Source organism: Rahnella sp. Larv3_ips (assembly GCF_003697865.1).
Classification (GTDB): Bacteria; Pseudomonadota; Gammaproteobacteria; order Enterobacterales; family Enterobacteriaceae; genus Rahnella; species Rahnella rivi.
Map to the genome: position 1 here is coordinate 118,821 of NZ_MJIB01000004.1, position 17,257 is coordinate 136,077.

Annotated in this window: 12 protein-coding genes; 5 read left to right on the top strand and 7 right to left on the bottom strand. The window is 53.8% G+C overall.

The annotated features are described in order from the left end of the window. Positions 1 to 172 precede the first annotated feature (172 nt). Positions 173 to 1,906, top strand: coding sequence for an ATP-dependent endonuclease (locus ED901_RS03015; protein ID WP_122094738.1), 1,734 nt, complete (start codon positions 173 to 175; stop codon positions 1,904 to 1,906). Here ED901_RS03015 and ED901_RS03020 read toward each other — a convergent pair. After that, entirely contained in the window at positions 1,903 to 2,892 is a 990-nt protein-coding gene (locus ED901_RS03020; protein ID WP_122094741.1) for a VirK/YbjX family protein, read from the bottom strand. The genes ED901_RS03015 and ED901_RS03020 overlap by 4 nt on opposite strands. 287 nt (positions 2,893 to 3,179) lie before the next feature. Continuing rightward, positions 3,180 to 3,401, bottom strand: a complete 222-nt coding sequence (gene cspD, locus ED901_RS03025) for a cold shock-like protein CspD (protein ID WP_056769224.1) — start codon at positions 3,399 to 3,401, stop codon at positions 3,180 to 3,182. Positions 3,402 to 3,783: 382 nt separating this feature from the next. On the opposite strand from cspD, the gene clpS reads away from it, so the two are divergent. Continuing rightward, the gene (gene clpS / locus ED901_RS03030) at positions 3,784 to 4,104 is read left to right on the top strand and encodes an ATP-dependent Clp protease adapter ClpS (protein WP_056769226.1); all 321 of its coding nucleotides are present in this window, start codon (positions 3,784 to 3,786) and stop codon (positions 4,102 to 4,104) included. A 27-nt stretch (positions 4,105 to 4,131) separates the two neighbouring features. After that, on the top strand, positions 4,132 to 6,414 hold the full coding sequence (clpA, locus tag ED901_RS03035) for an ATP-dependent Clp protease ATP-binding subunit ClpA (RefSeq protein ID WP_056769228.1): 2,283 nt from the start codon (positions 4,132 to 4,134) through the stop codon (positions 6,412 to 6,414). Between the two features lie 219 nt (positions 6,415 to 6,633). Here clpA and infA read toward each other — a convergent pair whose 3' ends face one another. The 5 genes from infA to trxB all read right to left on the bottom strand — a co-directional run bounded on the left by infA (position 6,634) and on the right by trxB (position 12,329). After that, complete coding sequence (gene infA, locus ED901_RS03040; protein WP_002211347.1) at positions 6,634 to 6,852, bottom strand: translation initiation factor IF-1; 219 nt, start codon at positions 6,850 to 6,852, stop codon at positions 6,634 to 6,636. A gap of 93 nt (positions 6,853 to 6,945) precedes the next feature. Next, a complete protein-coding gene (gene aat / locus ED901_RS03045) occupies positions 6,946 to 7,680 on the bottom strand; it encodes a leucyl/phenylalanyl-tRNA--protein transferase (protein WP_122094743.1) in 735 nt (244 codons plus the stop codon). Between the two features lie 52 nt (positions 7,681 to 7,732). After that, on the bottom strand, positions 7,733 to 9,454 hold the full coding sequence (gene cydC / locus ED901_RS03050) for a cysteine/glutathione ABC transporter ATP-binding protein/permease CydC (RefSeq protein WP_122094745.1): 1,722 nt from the start codon (positions 9,452 to 9,454) through the stop codon (positions 7,733 to 7,735). Between the two features lie 2 nt (positions 9,455 to 9,456). Next, the gene (cydD, locus tag ED901_RS03055) at positions 9,457 to 11,223 is read right to left on the bottom strand and encodes a cysteine/glutathione ABC transporter permease/ATP-binding protein CydD (RefSeq protein WP_122094747.1); all 1,767 of its coding nucleotides are present in this window, start codon (positions 11,221 to 11,223) and stop codon (positions 9,457 to 9,459) included. A 137-nt stretch (positions 11,224 to 11,360) separates the two neighbouring features. Next, on the bottom strand, positions 11,361 to 12,329 hold the full coding sequence (gene trxB, locus ED901_RS03060; protein ID WP_122094749.1) for a thioredoxin-disulfide reductase: 969 nt from the start codon (positions 12,327 to 12,329) through the stop codon (positions 11,361 to 11,363). Positions 12,330 to 13,058: 729 nt separating this feature from the next. On the opposite strand from trxB, the gene lrp reads away from it, so the two are divergent. Together lrp and ED901_RS03070 are read left to right on the top strand one after the other, a co-directional pair. Next, positions 13,059 to 13,553: a leucine-responsive transcriptional regulator Lrp gene (lrp, locus tag ED901_RS03065; protein ID WP_013574775.1), complete on the top strand. Its 495-nt coding sequence runs from the start codon at positions 13,059 to 13,061 to the stop codon at positions 13,551 to 13,553. 122 nt (positions 13,554 to 13,675) lie between these two features. Next, positions 13,676 to 17,173 carry a DNA translocase FtsK 4TM domain-containing protein gene (locus tag ED901_RS03070; protein WP_122094751.1) on the top strand — a complete coding sequence of 1,166 codons (3,498 nt, stop codon included), beginning with the start codon at positions 13,676 to 13,678 and terminating at the stop codon, positions 17,171 to 17,173. The last annotated feature ends 84 nt before the right edge of the window (positions 17,174 to 17,257 follow it).

Here is a 17,257-nt window from a genome sequence, read left to right on the forward strand (position 1 = left end):
AAAGTGAGGCTCCCTGAGAGGAGGGCGGCACAGAAAATACCGCCCGTCACGCTAACCAAAAGTTATCTGACTGTAAAGCAGCTTTGCGACACAGAGATCGTCGGGCAGCCTTGACGGAAACCGATTTTTAACGCCATGCTCAGCTAAGTACTGAGCGCACAGGAGGCGTCTGATGTATCTGGAACATATTGATATTGTCGGTTTTCGCGGTATTAACCGGCTCTCTCTGACCCTGACTCAGCCTGCGCAACGGGGGGCATCAATCACCGGCCCGGCGCAGCAGGGGCAGACCGAATCCTTTCTGACCAACACCGTTCTTATCGGCGAAAATGCCTGGGGAAAATCCAGCCTGCTGGATGCGTTGACGCTGCTGCTTTCGCCCGAAGCAAAACTGTATTGCTTCAAAGAAGAAGATTTTTATTTTCCGGCGGGCGAAAAAGAGTCGAAATCGCAGTATCTGCATATCGTGTTTACCTTCTGCGAAAATCAGGCCGGGCATCATATGTCGCCGCGCTTTAATACGCTGTCTCCGCTGTGGGTGAAATGCCCGGATCGTCTGAACCGCATTTATTACCGTCTGGAAGGTGAGCTGGAAGATGACGGCAGCGTGATGACGCTGCGCAGCTTTCTGTCATCCAACGGACAGCCGCTGAATCTGACGACTATCGACCCGCTGGCGCTGGCGCTGATCCGCCTGAACCCGGTCTTACGCCTGCGGGATGCGCGCTTTATCCGCCGGCTGCGCAGTGACACGCTGGCACCGCGACTTTCCACCAATAATGAACAACTGGCGCAGCAACTCGATGAGCTGACGCGCGGGCTGGTGCGCAATCCGCAATCGCTGACCAACAGCGAACTGCGCAGCGGGCTGTCGGCCATGCAGCAACTGCTGGAACATTATTTTGCAGAGCAGGGCACGTCCAGCAGCGCGCCGTGGCAGCAGAAGCGTCATGGCCGTGCGGAAAGCCGCCGGGCATGGCGTTCACTGGATAATATTAACCGGATGATTGCCGAGCCGAACAGCCGCAGTATGCGCGTGATGCTGCTCGGCATGTTCTCCACGCTGTTGCAGGCGAAAGGCTCGGTGGTGCTGCATCCGGATGCGCGGCCGCTGCTGCTGATCGAAGACCCCGAAACCCGTCTGCATCCGATTATGCTGTCCGTGGCGTGGGGATTACTGGATCAGCTGCCGTTGCAGCGCATCACCACCACCAACTCCGGCGATTTACTTTCACTGGTGCCGGTTGAACAGATTTGTCGCCTGGTGCGCGAGTCATCCCGCGTGGCGGCTTATGCCATTGGCCCGGAAGGGCTGAGTATGGAGGACAGCCGCCGCATTGCGTTTCATATCCGTTTTAACCGCCCGTCGTCGCTTTTCGCCCGCTGCTGGTTGCTGGTGGAAGGGGAAACCGAAGTCTGGCTGCTCAATCAGCTGGCGCGTCAGTGCGGCTATCATTTTGAGTCGGAAGGGATCAAGGTGATCGAGTTTGCCCAGTGCGGGTTAAAACCCTTACTGCGCTTCGCCCGGCAGATGGGCATTGAGTGGCATACTCTGGTGGACGGCGATGAAGCCGGGCGTAAATATGCGGCGACGGTGAAAGCTAACGTTGAGAATCATGATGATAATCTGCGCTACCGCCTGACCGCGCTGCCTTCTCAGGACATCGAATATTTTCTGTATCGGGAAGGTTTTGAAGACGTGTATCGCAAGCATTCCGCCATTGCGGAGAATGTGCCGATGTCGCCGAGACGCATCATCGACAAAGCCATTCACCGCAGCTCAAAGCCCGATCTGGCGATAGATGTGGCGCAGGCGGCTTCGCTGCGGGGAACCTCATCGATTCCCCCGTTGCTGCGGCAAATGTTTTCACGCGTCGCCTGGCTGGCACGCGGCAGGGCAGATTAAGCCGCGCGGCTCTCTTCAGTCAGCATCGCATGCCCATGTCCGCTGGAAAATGTCTGGCGGATTTGGGTTTCCAGCTCATCTAACAACTGGTAACGGCGGCGATACTCAGCGCGTCGTTTACTGGCAATTTCTTCCAGCGGACGGTGTGTAATCTGGCGCGGCAGATGGAAATAACCGTCCTCGCCTTGTTTGGCGTCCATCGTTTCCCAGAAGCTGTCGTAATCCGCAAACACCATACCTTTACGTTTTTTGTAGCGCGGGTTTTCGTAAATGTGGGTGTGATTTCCTACCGCAACAATCTGCGTCATGCCCGCCAGTTCAGCCAGCGTGGTCAGCGCTTCAATGACCAGACGTTTCGGGAATAAACCGTGGCAGGCTTTGGTTGCCGTCTGTATTTCGTGATGATCGACGTGCGCGCGAGGCCCCTGAAGCGCACCGATGAACAGCGTCGGCTGACCCTGATAGTGGATAAACGAGAACGTCACAATGGCGATCGGTTCACCCTGCGGGTTGTTGAAGGTCAGCGTTGCTTCACCTTCTTTATCCAGACGGCTGACCGAATTGAAGGTGATCGCGAAACGTTGCTCATCTTTACCGGTCAGGGTGGCAATCGCCATCGGCTTTTTGCTCAGATAACCGTGGTTAATGGCGTCCGGCAGGCAGTGGCCGATCATGTCGTAATGATCGGTGATGCGTTTCATCGCCTGCTCCGGCGTGATATTGGCGGCCTGATAGACGCGGTGTAACTTGCAGGGCAGGCTCGGCTGCGCCGTCAGGATCTCATCACGCTGCGGATGCTGCGCCAGGTAATCCAGCATGCTAAAGGTGCGGCGCGGATGCGTCAGCGCGCGAAAAAGGAATTTAAAACGGTAGCGCGGCAATTTCCACGAAGGTCCCGGTACCAGACGACGGGAGAGCAGCGCCGTCATCAACTGAAGACCCGAAAGCGGAGCCTTTTCTTCGCATGGGTAACTGAATGTGGTCATGGTGTTTACCTGTTGTGTCTGGCCGGATGTCAATAACGGCTATTTCAACAGGCCAACAATAAACAGGGGCACAACGGGCAAAAAGAGGGAGAGATTGAACGCGATTTGTTGAGATTGTGTTTAGATTTAATTTGTTTTGTGTCGTGTCTTAGCAATCGGTGTCTAAAAAATGTACTTTATTTATCGTTCAGGGCTTGAAGCCTGACGCATTCTCCCCCATAAATAAAAAATGCCAGTCAGTGAGTGACAGGCATTATTTTTTATCCGAACCGCTGTAACAGAACAGGTCAGGCGACCGCTGCACTTTCCACTGGAATAATGAGGCTGGCATGATTCCCCTTCGGGCCTTCATGAACATCAAAGCTGACCTGCTGGCCTGCCTTTAATGTCCGGTAGCCCTCCATCTGAATGGTGGAGTAGTGAGCAAAAATGTCTTCTCCGCCACTTTCCGGGCAGATGAAGCCAAAACCTTTAGCATTATTGAACCATTTCACTGTACCCGTCAGCATGCTTCTTCATCCCTCTCATGACTAGTCTGGTCGTTAGCGTGAAAGCCAGTTGGGTGAGCGGGAAGACCAGAACCTGGCCAGTGATGGCCTGTTCAAAAGACGTTCAGCTCACGAATTTACACTCTAGTGGAAACGGTTTAGAGATCAAGGAAACGGCATTTGTCATAAGGGGGCAGATAACCAAACTTTGAAGCAGGTAACGCTATTGACATATTTTGTTAAATATATGCCAGCGGGGCTGATGGCAAAGAGGACATTTTGTGCAGCGGCACCGTGACGCAAGAGATGGTAAAATGGGGAAATAGCCGCGTGAAGCCCCGCAGAAAGCTTTCACGTCAGGTATTTAGCATCCAATACGATCTTCACAGGTGACGAGCAGGCAATGGGCGACAAACAAGACTGGCTAAATTTTGAACATTTGACGGCGAATAAGCAAAAGGATGAGGTAAAACCGCCATCTATGTATAAAGTTATATTAAACAACGACGATTACACTCCAATGGAATTTGTGATTGACGTTCTGCAAAAGTTCTTTTCTTATGATATTGAACGTGCAACGCAACTGATGCTCCAGGTGCACTATAGAGGCAAAGCGATATGCGGCGTTTATACCGCCGAAGTCGCCGAAACCAAGGTCGCACACGTAAATGAGTACGCCAAGGAGAATGAGCATCCGTTGCTGTGTACGCTGGAAAAAGCCTGATTAAGGCAATCTATTTGGGAGGTGCCTATGCTCAATCAAGAACTTGAACTCAGTCTCAACATGGCTTTCGCAAGAGCCCGTGAGCACCGGCATGAGTTTATGACCGTGGAGCACCTGTTGCTGGCGTTGCTCAGCAACCCTGCTGCCCGTGAAGCGCTTGAAGCTTGTACAGTCGATCTGGTGGCATTACGCCAGGAGCTGGAAGCCTTCATCGAGCAAACCACACCCACCTTACCCGCCAGTGAAGAGGAACGTGACACCCAGCCTACGCTGAGTTTCCAGCGCGTTCTGCAACGTGCGGTATTCCACGTGCAATCTTCTGGCCGCAGTGAAGTATCCGGCGCTAACGTTCTGGTCGCGATTTTCAGCGAACAGGAATCTCAGGCTGCCTATCTCCTGCGTAAACATGATGTCAGCCGCCTTGATGTGGTGAACTTTATTTCGCACGGTACCCGTAAAGATGAATCGGGTAGCCAGGCGCCAAACAATGCGGAAAACCCAGTTAACGAAGAGCAGTCGGCGGGGGAAGATCGTATGGAGAACTTCACCACTAATCTTAACCAGTTAGCGCGTGTAGGTGGCATCGATCCGCTGATTGGCCGTGACAAAGAACTGGAGCGCGCCATTCAGGTGCTCTGCCGTCGCCGTAAGAATAACCCGCTGCTGGTGGGGGAATCCGGCGTAGGTAAAACCGCAATTGCTGAAGGTCTGGCATGGCGAATCGAGCAGGGCGACGTGCCGGAAGTGATGGCCGACTGCACCCTGTATTCTCTGGATATCGGTTCTCTGCTGGCAGGCACGAAATACCGTGGTGATTTTGAAAAACGTTTCAAATCGCTGCTCAAACAGCTTGAACAGGATAAGAACAGCATTCTGTTTATTGATGAAATCCACACGATTATCGGTGCCGGTGCGGCGTCCGGCGGTCAGGTGGATGCGGCTAACCTGATCAAACCGTTGCTGTCGAGCGGGAAGATCCGGGTGATCGGTTCGACGACGTACCAGGAATTCAGCAATATCTTTGAGAAAGACCGTGCCCTGGCGCGTCGCTTCCAGAAAATTGATATTACTGAACCGACCGTCGAAGAAACCGTGCAGATCATCAATGGCCTGAAAACCAAATACGAAGCGCACCACGATGTACGTTATACCGCGAAAGCGGTGCGTGCGGCGGTGGAGCTGTCGGTCAAATATATCAATGACCGTCACCTGCCGGACAAAGCCATTGACGTTATTGATGAAGCAGGCGCGCGCAGCCGGTTAATGCCGGTCAGTAAACGCAAGAAAACCGTTAACGTCAGCGACATCGAAAGTGTGGTGGCGCGTATCGCCCGGATTCCGGAAAAAACCGTGTCAGCAACCGATCGGGATGTGCTGAAAAATCTCGGTGACCGCCTGAAAATGCTGGTCTTCGGGCAAGATCCTGCCATCGAAGCCCTGACAGAAGCGATCAAAATGAGCCGTGCGGGTCTGGGTCAGGATCGCAAACCGGTCGGTTCCTTCCTGTTCGCCGGTCCTACCGGTGTGGGTAAAACCGAAGTGACGGTTCAGCTGGCGAAAGCGATGGATATCGAACTGCTGCGCTTTGATATGTCGGAATACATGGAGCGTCATACGGTCAGCCGTTTGATCGGTGCACCTCCGGGGTACGTTGGCTTTGATCAGGGCGGCTTACTGACGGATGCTGTACTTAAACATCCTCACGCGGTGGTGCTGCTCGATGAAATCGAGAAGGCGCATCCGGATGTCTTCAACCTGCTGTTGCAGGTCATGGACAACGGTACGCTGACCGATAACAACGGGCGCAAAGCTGATTTCCGTAACGTGATTTTGGTGATGACCACGAACGCCGGTGTACGTGAAACTGAACGTAAATCGATTGGCCTTATCCATCAGGACAACAGCCCTGACGCTATGGAAGAGATCAAGAAGGTGTTTACACCAGAGTTCCGTAACCGTCTGGACAACGTGATCTGGTTCAACCATCTGTCTACCGATGTGATCCAGCTGGTGGTCGATAAGTTTATCGTCGAACTGCAGGCGCAACTGGATGCCAAAGGCGTCTCGCTGGAAGTCAGTGATGAAGCCCGTGACTGGCTGACCGTGAAAGGTTATGACCGTGCGATGGGCGCGCGTCCGATGACCCGCACCGTGCAGGAAAACCTGAAAAAACCGCTGGCCAATGAACTGCTGTTTGGTTCACTGGTAGACGGTGGCTCGGTGTCTGTGGCGCTGGATAAGGAAGCCGATAAGCTGACTTACCACTTCATGAGCGCGCAGAAGAAAAAGCCGGAAGGTGCGGTGCATTAATTTTCATCGGTGATGAAAAAACAAAAGGCGATGTGAAAACATCGCCTTTTTTCTTTCCGAAATTCTTTATTTAATTGCAGGAATCAGTGAGGGATTTCAGAAAGGATAGTGGAACACATGCCGAATTGCGGATACCACAAAACGCCCTTGCAAGTGCAGGAAGGGCGAAGAGGGTATCCTCGGGTATCGCCGGAAAATCAGCGATGAGTGAGCCGTTTATTAACGGCTACGGAAGACAATGCGGCCTTTGCTCAGGTCGTACGGGGTCAGCTCTACAGTGACTTTGTCGCCCGTCAGGATGCGGATATAGTTCTTACGCATTTTACCGGAGATGTGTGCGGTAACTACGTGTCCGTTTTCTAATTCTACGCGGAACATAGTGTTTGGCAGCGTATCAAGTACGGTGCCCTGCATTTCAATGTTGTCTTCTTTGGCCATCGAATCCTCTAGGTCTAACTACCATAGTTTTTAACCGGCAAGATAATGCCGAAAAACCCACATTATGTAAAGAAGTATGGTTCATGACCGCACCTATTCCCTATCCTTCGGAAATACCGGCAGGTCTTCATCATGTGGGGATAAGTCTTGTGGCAACCAGCAATCCGGTGCTAACGCGCGTTGCGAAAGTTTGGATAACTGCTGCAAAAATTGGCGGCGGGGGATCTCTCTCGCACCCAGCGACGCAGTGTGAGGGTTGAGCACCTGACAGTCAATCAGTTCTCCACCATTGCGGGAAAAATGTTGGCAAAACATCATGAGCGCGCACTTGGAGGCATTTTCACGGCGGCTAAACATCGATTCACCGCAAAACAGACTTCCGACGGATACGCCGTACAAACCGCCGACCAGCTCATCACCTTCCCAGACTTCGACGGAGTGGGCATGCCCGGCCTCGTGCAATTCCTGATAACCGCGCTGAACCAGCGGGCCGATCCAGGTGCCTTCTTCACGTTGCATCGCACAGGCGTGGATCACCTGCTCGAAACGTTGATTGAGCGTAAAACGAAAAGGCATCTTACGCATGAACCGCTGCAAACTCCGGCTGATGTGGCGCTCTTCAGGGACTAAAATTGCGCGCGGATCGGGTGACCACCAGAGGATCATCTCTCCGGGCTCAAACCAGGGGAAAATGCCATGCTGATACGCGGAAAGCAAACGCGGTGAGGTCAGGTCGCCACCGATAGCCAGCAGGCCGTTCGGGTCCTGTAACGCAGTATCAGGATCCGGAAAATGAACAGAACTGGCTTCGAGTTTAACTAACCGCATAGATCTCCTTATCCGGCGGCTGGCAGGCCGCCACATAAATCAGTTACAGACATCAGCCGCGCGCAAGAAAACGGGCGTACCGGCCGTGTGAGGCGGCTAACGTCGGGTGATCACCTTGTTCCACAATCTCGCCTTCTTCCATCACACAAATTCTGTCGAGGTTTTCAAGACCTTGTAAACGGTGCGTCACTAAGAGTAGCGTTTTATTTTCACAATGCTTGTGCAGCAAGGCCAGAATATGGTTTTCCGTTTCTGCATCCAGCCCTTCGGTGGGTTCGTCCAGCAACCACAGCGGGGCGTTATGCAGCAGGGCACGCGCCAGGCCTAAACGACGCTGTTCGCCGCCTGAAAGCTGACGGCCACCTTCTCCAAGCCATGCGTTCAGGCCTTCGTCTTCAAGCAGAACATGTAAATCCACCTGCCTGAGTGCCTGAGCAAGCTGGTCATCGGAGCGTTGGGGAGAGGCCATCCGCAGGTTTTCACGCAGCGTATTATTGAAAATATGCACGCGCTGACTGACGACGGTGATCATCTGACGCAGCGACGCTTCATCGTAGGTCGTTATCGCATGACCGTTAATGCTCAATGCGCCGCTGTTGATATCCCAGCCGCGCGTCAGCAGTTGCAACAGGGTCGATTTGCCACAGCCGGTCTGGCCGAGAAGGGCGATGTGCTCACCAGCAGCCACTTCCAGCGTAATATTTTTAAGCACCGGTAACGGCTGTCCGGGATAAGTGAAATTCACGTTTTTCAGTGACAGAGTGACGTGTTCTGCGGCCTGCGGCCCTCGTGCCGGGAAAGTGACATCGGCGGGCTGATCGATGATCTGACTGACACGCTGCGCCGAGGCAATCACCTGACCCAGATGCTGGAAAGCCGCGGCGACGGGCCCCAGCGCTTCGAAAGCAGCCAGCGGGGTAAACACGAACAACGCAATCAGTGCGCCGGGGTTTGCGATTGTCCCGATCCCGCCGGCAGCAAGCCACAGCATCAGCGTTACGGTCAGACCCGCCGCGGCAATGACCACCGCCTGTGACAGCCCGGTGAGCCTGGCCTGCTGCTGCTGGCGCAGCATCCAGCGGCGTTCAATATCATTCAGTTTCTGCCGGAACCGCGCTTGCGCGCCGAATACCACCAGTTCTGACTGGCCCTGTAACCACGACGTCAACTGCATCCGGTAATCACTGCGCAGAGCGGTCAGTTCGCGTCCGGCGGGTTTACCTGCGCGATAGAACATCACCGGCAGGAGCAGCATCAGAATCATCATGATGCCGCCGAGCGTCAGGGCCAGTTTCACGTCAAGGAAACTCAGCCCAAAGGTCACCAGCGCAATCACCACCAGAGCGCTGATCAACGGAGAGATAACACGCAGATACAGATGATCCAGCGTATCCACATCGGCGACCAGCCGGTTCAGCAGATCAGCCTGACGAAACCGCGCAATGCCACCCGGCGACAGCGGCATAATTTTAGTGAAAGTGAACACGCGCAAATGCGCCAGTACGCGGAAGGTCGCATCGTGGCTGACCAGGCGTTCAGCGTAACGCCCCGCAGTACGAAATATTGCGGCACCGCGCACACCGGCTGCCGGAAGCATGTAATTGAACGTGTACAACCCGGCGATACCGGCAACGGCAGAGGCCGCCAGGAACCAGCCAGAGAGCGTCAGCAGGCCAATGCTGGCGAGCAGGGTCACAATCGCCAGAATGATACCCAGTGACAGACGGAACCAGTGACGGCGATACAGGGCGAGATAAGGCAGAAGAATTTTCATGATTACAGCTCCTTACTGCGCTGAGACAACAGGCTGGCAAATAATCCGCCCTGAGCAACCAGATCAGGGAAGGTGCCACGCTCAGCGATCTGACCTTTGTCCATTACCCAGATTTCATCATAGTCACGGGTGTCCTCCAGCTGATGGGTGACCAGCAGGGATGTCTGGGCTTCAGACGCTTCGTTCAGCGCGCTCATCACGCGTTTTTCGCTATGCGCATCGAGGCTTGCGGTAGGTTCGTCCAGCAACAATAATTCGCAGGGAGAGAGCAGGGCACGGGCCACGGCGACACGCTGTGCCTGACCGACCGACAAACGTGCCGCACTGTCGCCCAGTTCGGTTTCAAGCCCCTGAGGCAGCAGTGGTAAAAATTCACTGACATACGCACGCTCTATGGCTGACTGGAGTTGCTGCTCGCTGACATCCGGCTGATTCAGCAGAATATTGTCACGCAGGGTATGTTCGGGCAGATGTGGATTCTGTCCGACCCAGCTGAGCCGCTTACGCCATTCCTCATTGCGCAAGGTTTTCAGTTCAATGCCGCTGACCGTCAGCGATCCCTGATAAGGCAAAAAGCCCAGCAGGGCATTGAGCAGCGAGCTTTTACCGGCACCGCTCAGCCCTACAATCGCAATGCGTTGGCCAGGATGAATGTTGAACGTCAGCGGGCCGGCGAGCGTTTTGCCCTGCGGCGATTGAATCAACATCTCGCGGGCGTGCAGTGACACTTTCTCACCCTGTGGCCAGTTCTGGCTGCCGTCGCCCATCTCTGCACTTTCGGCTGTCAGGAACGTCACCAGACTTTCTGCTGCACCCACCGCCTGCGCTTTGGCATGATAAAAGGCACCCAAATCACGCAGCGGCTGGAAGAATTCAGGGGCGAGGATCAGCACCAGAAAACCGGCAAAAAGGGTGACCGGCGTGCCATAGCTGCCGAAATTCAGTTCGCCGAGATAAGAGAAGCCGAAGTAAACCGCCACAACGGCGATAGAGATTGACGCGAAAAATTCCAGTACGGCGGAGGAGAGGAAAGCCAGGCGCAGAACGTCCATGGTGCGCGCACGAAAGCTTTCGGTAGAGCGTTTGATCTGATCGATTTCCGCAGTGCCGCGGTGGAAGAGGCGAAGGGTATCGAGGCCGCGCAGGCTGTCGAGGAAGTTGCCGCTAAGACGCGCGAGGGCGACAAAGTTGCGACGATTCGCATCGGCTGCACCCATACCGACCAGCGCCATGAAAATCGGGATCAGCGGCGCAGTGACCAGCAGAATCATCCCTGCCGCCCAGTTGATCGGGAAAATGCTGACCAGAATCAGCAGCGGAATGATCCCCGCAAGAGCGATTTGTGGCAGATAGCGGGCATAGTAATCCTGCATATCTTCGATTTGTTCAAGAATGATGGTCGCCCAACTGCCCGCCGGTTTGCCCTGTATCCAGGCTGGCCCCAGTTTTTCCAGACGATCGAGCACTAATTTACGCATCTCCTGACGAATGACACGTCCGCAAATAAAGCCCACCTGTTCCCGCAGCCAGCTCACCACGGCACGCAAAACAAAGGTCAGCGCCATCAGCAGGAAACTTTGCAGCAAGTCTTCACGGGGCGTGTGCTGGATAATCAGGTTGTGCAGCAGACCGGCCATCAGCCATGCCTGCGCCAAAATCAGTAAACCCGAGAGTAAACCCAGCATCATAGACAGACGGATCCAGCCTTTGGCGCGTGAGCTTTGTTGTTTTAACCAGCGGATAAGTTCTTGTTGTCGTGTTTTATTCATCAGGCATCAGTCTGTGCAGCTATCCGGTTCGGAGGCTGAACATGTTACATGCTGAGGGGAGAAAACAAAAAGAATAAGGCGGCCAGATAGCCGCCTTATTCATCAGGATGATGGAAAATAAAACGCAGAAAAGAGGATTACAAATCCGGTGCTTGCGATAAGCCATCCAGATAACGCTCAGCATCCAGTGCGGCCATACAACCGGTCCCGGCGGACGTGATCGCCTGACGGTAGATATGGTCCATTACGTCACCCGCGGCAAAAACACCCGGGATGCTTGTTTGCGTGGCATTGCCGTGCGAGCCGGACTGCACTTTGATGTAGCCGTCTTTAAGCTCAAGCTGGCCTTCGAAAATGCCGGTATTCGGGCTGTGACCGATAGCGATAAATACGCCCGCGACGTCAACCTGGGATTTTTCATCGGTACGGACATCCATCAGGCTTGCGCCCGTCACGCCCATCTGATCGCCGACCACTTCGTCCAGCGTTTTGTGGGTGTGAAGAACAATGTTGCCGCTGGCGACTTTGTCATTCAGGCGATCAACCAGAATTTTTTCAGCACGGAAACTGTCGCGGCGGTGAATTAAATGGACTTCTGAGGCGATGTTAGCCAGATAAAGCGCTTCTTCCACAGCGGTATTCCCGCCGCCCACAACGGCCACTTTCTGATTGCGGTAGAAGAAACCATCGCAGGTGGCACAGGCTGAGACGCCACGGCCTTTAAACGCTTCTTCGGATGGCAAACCAATGTAACGGGCAGAGGCGCCGGTGGCGATGATCAACGCATCACAGGTGTATTCGCCGCTGTCGCCCGTCAGACGGAACGGACGATTTTGCAGATCCACCTTGTTGATATGGTCGAAAATGATCTCGGTGTTGAATTTAGTGGCGTGCTCATGCATGCGATCCATCAATGCCGGACCGGTCAGACCTTCGGGATCTCCCGGCCAGTTTTCCACTTCGGTGGTTGTGGTCAGCTGACCGCCTTTTTCCACGCCGGTAATCAAAACAGGATTGAGGTTGGCGCGCGCTGCGTAAACCGCGGCGGTATAACCTGCCGGGCCAGAACCTAAAATCAATAATTTACTGTGTTTAACCGTACTCATGGGCAATCTAACTCCGCGATGGTGACTAGCGATAAGCGATTGTAGGGAAAACTGCGTGTTAAAAAAAGCAAACTCAGATGTTGTTAGCGATTTGTCTGATAGTTTTTACTGCGCAACCGGCGTAAAAAGGATTTCGCGCTTCACCATGTTTCAGGTAACTGATTGATGGTAAGCATAAAAAACCAGCATGTCTGAGTGTCGGGATAGTCTGGACGTTGTCTATAACACGCTAAAATAGCCACATATCACGGTAATTTGTAGGGATATGGCTGAAATAACGTGTGAACGGAATTGTTATTGTTCAAAGAGAAAAGATAGCTAAAAAGGGGGCGGTGGCTTTTCAATCTGGCACGTTCTTCTGATTTTGCTTCTTTTACTTTGACAATCCGCTGTGCATTTGCGAAAACATCAGGGTAAGAAGAAATTAACTGCCTGTCAGTGACTTAAATTTATCCAAATGGCTGCTACCCGACCCGTTCTGGTGTTGCTTTTGGGTTTTTGTGTTGCCACAGGGTTTGGTGAATCAGATTGGTTGTTTCCAATCTATTAATTCCACAGAGTTATTTCTTTTGAGTGTCCGGTTTTGGCCGTGTTCCTTATGACAGGGGATAAACACGGCTTTTGGATGCGTAAACCTTAATAATCGGGTCTTCGCTTGGGACAACCCTTAGACATTGAAGTTGGCTGGGGTAGGCAGGTGCAGGGAAGGACAGCAGAGAGACAATAATAATGGTAGACAACAAAAAACGTCCGGGAAAAGATCTCGACCGTATTGACCGTAACATCCTCAACGAACTTCAAAAGGATGGCCGGATTTCAAACGTCGAGCTTTCCAAACGTGTGGGATTATCTCCAACGCCATGTCTGGAGCGCGTTCGTCGTCTGGAACGTCAGGGCTTCATTAATGGTTATACCGCACTGCTTAACCCACATTATCTTGATGCATCGCTGCTGGTTTTTGTTGAGATAACCCTCAACCGCGGTGCGCCGGATGTGTTTGAGCAGTTCAATGCGGCAGTACAAAAACTCGAAGATATTCAGGAGTGTCATTTGGTTTCAGGGGATTTCGACTACCTGTTGAAAACCCGCGTACCGGATATGTCTGCTTACCGTAAGCTGTTAGGTGAGACATTGCTTCGTCTGCCGGGTGTTAACGACACCCGTACCTATGTGGTAATGGAAGAAGTGAAACAGACGAATCGCCTGGTCATCAAGACCCGGTAATTGTCAGGTGCAAAACCTTGTAACTTTAGCTACACTCCTGTGTATCTATACAGCTATGGCGCCGGGGTCAACTCTCGGCGCTGTTGCTTTTTCTCAGTTCACAGGAACCTGGAGAGCCTTTCTTGAGCCAGGAATATACAGAAGATAAAGACGTTACCCTCAAAAGACTGAGCAATGGCCGCCGTATTGTGGAGGCGTTGCTGGTTGTGGTGGCGATATTTGCTGCGTATTTGATAGCAGCACTGGTGAGTTTTAACCCCTCAGATCCAAGCTGGTCGCAAACCGCCTGGCATGGGCCTATTCATAACTGGGGTGGCGGCGTTGGCGCGTGGATGGCGGATACGCTGTTCTTCATCTTTGGCGTTTTTGGTTACGCGATCCCCCCTATTATCCTGTGTTTGTGCTGGGCGGCTTTCCGTCAGCGCGATAATCAGGATTTCATCGACTATTTTGCCTGGTCGCTGCGTCTCATTGGGACGCTGGCGCTTATTGTCACGTCTTGCGGACTGGCCTCAGTCAACATCGATGACCTCTATTATTTCGCCTCTGGCGGAGTGATCGGCAGTTTGCTGAGCACGGCGATGACACCCTACTTTAACAATGTCGGTGCCACGCTGGTTCTGCTGTGTGTCTGGGCTGCCGGACTGACGCTGTTTACCGGCTGGTCATGGCTGACCATCGCTGAGAAAATTGGTGGTGCAGTGCTCGGTGTCACTAATATTGTGACCAACCGTTCACGCCGTGACGACGATGAGTATTATGACGACGAACACGATGATCCGTTGCTGGAAGAAGAGGGTGATGCAAAACCGGTAGCGCATGCTGCTCCGGCAACTGTTGCAGCGACAACTGCAGCCGCATCACCTGTGGCAGCCGCGCCTGCAGATGAAGATGACGTGCTGTTCTCGGCCCCGTCAGTGAATGAATCTGCCCCTCAGCCCGCAATGGCTGATGCCGCGCCGGTGGCTGAAACGTCGCCCGTTGCACCTGAGGCCGTCAGTCGTTATGCCGCAGAGCCGCCGGTCGCGAATATTGCACCACCTCCTGCAGCCCATGAACCTGCCGCGCCGCCGTTATACAGCTTCGAAATTCCGGAAGAAACACCGGTACCGCGCCATCCTCAGCCTGTTCAGCAATCGCCGTCACCGGTGCAACCTGAACACAATGAAGATGACGGGCCACGTATGGGTAACTGGCAGACCGCGGCGGAACACAACACCCGTTCGCCGTTTGACTTCAGTTCGCCAACACCTGACAGCGCTCACGCTGCGAGTGTGGCTGCCACGGCAGCGCTGGCAACCGGTCTGGCGCAAGCCGGGCAGTCTGCCGCGTCCACTGCCGGTAATACTTTCATGCCTGCATTCAGCGCCGTCAGTGATGAAAATCCGCAGGTCAAAAAAGGTTTTGGCCCTGAATTGCCAAGACCGAACCCTGTGCGGATCCCGACGCGTCGCGAGCTGGCATCCTACGGGATAAAACTGCCTTCACAGCGTATGGCTGAGCAGCAAGAGCAAACGGCGCAGCAGAGTGCCACTCAGGAACCGGTCTATCAGGACGAGCAGTCTCTGGCGGATGAAGCTGCGATGCAGGAAGCCGCATTACGTCAGGCGTTTTCCGATCAGCAGCAACAGCGTTACGGCGAAACGGCTGCGCAAGATGAGCCTGATGATGAGGCGGCCTTGCAGGAAGCGGAATTGCGTAACGCATTTGCTGCACGTGAACAGACCCGTTACCAGCAAGACGTTGAGCCGCAAAGTGGCGTAGTTCAGCATCATCATTCTCAGGCAAATGATCCACAGCAGCAGCGGGCAGAGTCCGCAACGTCTGCAGCGGATGATTTTGCCGCTGCGGCCATGAAGCTCAGCCAGCATGACGCATTCAGCTTCTCGCCAATGGCTGATCTGGTCGACGATACGCCTTCCGAGCCGCTGTTTACCTTGTCTGCGCAGGCAGAAGAAGAACCGCAGCCCGCAGCATTTGCACAAGAACCTTACCAACGGCCGCAATCGCCTCAGCCTGTGCAACATGCGCAAGAGTATGAAGCGCCGCGCCAGTCACCGCCTGCGGCTAAACCGGATATGGATAGCCTGATCCACCCATTCCTGATGCGTCACGAGCAGCCGCTGGTAAAACCTACGACGCCATTGCCGTCACTGGATTTACTGACGTCTCCGCCGGCAGAAGCTGAGCCTGTGGATGAATTTGCGCTTGAGCAGATGGGTAACCTGATTGAAGCGCGACTGAACGATTATCGTATCAAAGCGGACGTCGTCGGCAAATTGCCGGGGCCGGTGATCACCCGATTCGAGTTGGATCTGGCACCGGGTGTAAAGGCAGCGCGCATTTCGAACCTCTCGCGTGACCTTGCGCGTTCGTTATCTGCTGTCGCAGTCCGCGTTGTGGAAGTCATTCCAGGTAAACCTTATGTGGGCCTTGAGTTACCGAATAAAAAGCGTCAGACCGTGTATCTGCGGGAAGTGTTGGACTGCGCTAAGTTCAAAGACAGTCCTTCGCCATTGACTATCGTATTGGGTAAAGATATTTCCGGCGAGCCTGTGGTGGCCGATCTGGCGAAAATGCCGCACTTACTGGTGGCGGGTACCACCGGTTCCGGTAAATCGGTAGGCGTTAACGCCATGATCCTCAGCATGCTCTATAAGGCTACGCCTGAAGAAGTGCGCTTCATCATGATTGACCCGAAAATGCTCGAGTTATCTGTGTATGAAGGCATCCCGCATTTGCTGACGGAAGTGGTTACCGATATGAAAGACGCCGCTAATGCGCTGCGTTGGTGTGTCGGTGAGATGGAACGCCGCTACAAACTGATGTCAGCGCTGGGTGTCCGTAATCTGGCCGGTTATAACGAACGTATTCAGGAAGCGGAAGCCATGGGCCGCCCGATCCCTGATCCATTCTGGAAGCCGGGCGACGGAATGGCTGCTGAGCCGCCATTCCTGGGCAAAGAGCCATTTATCGTCGTGCTGGTTGATGAGTTCGCTGATCTGATGATGACCGTGGGTAAAAAGGTGGAAGAGCTGATTGCCCGACTGGCCCAGAAAGCCCGTGCAGCAGGGATCCATCTGGTGCTCGCCACCCAGCGTCCGTCGGTTGACGTCATCACTGGCCTGATTAAGGCCAACATTCCGACCCGTATTGCGTTTACGGTATCAAGTAAAATTGACTCCCGTACCATCCTCGATCAAGGGGGAGCAGAGTCTCTGCTGGGAATGGGTGACATGTTGTATATGGCACCTAACTCATCGATACCCGTACGTGTTCACGGTGCGTTTGTTCGCGATCAGGAAGTGCACGCTGTTGTGCAGGACTGGAAAGCGCGCGGGCGGCCTAAATACATCGAAAGCATCATTTCCGGTGGCGATGATGGTGAAGGTGGCGGGCTGGGTCTGGGTGATGACGAAGAACTTGATGCGTTGTTCGATCAGGCAGTCGCTTTCGTTGTTGATAAGCGTCGTGCTTCAATCTCCGGCGTACAGCGTCAGTTCCGTATCGGTTACAACCGTGCAGCGCGAATCGTTGAGCAAATGGAAGCACAGGGGATCGTGAGTACGCCGGGCCATAACGGCAACCGTGAAGTACTGGCCCCCCCTTCGCATGAATGAGCCTTGTCTGAACTGCTCGTATTAGGTTAAGAAGGGTCGCGAAAGCGGCCCTTGTGCAAAGATGCGTAAAACACATGTTTTTCA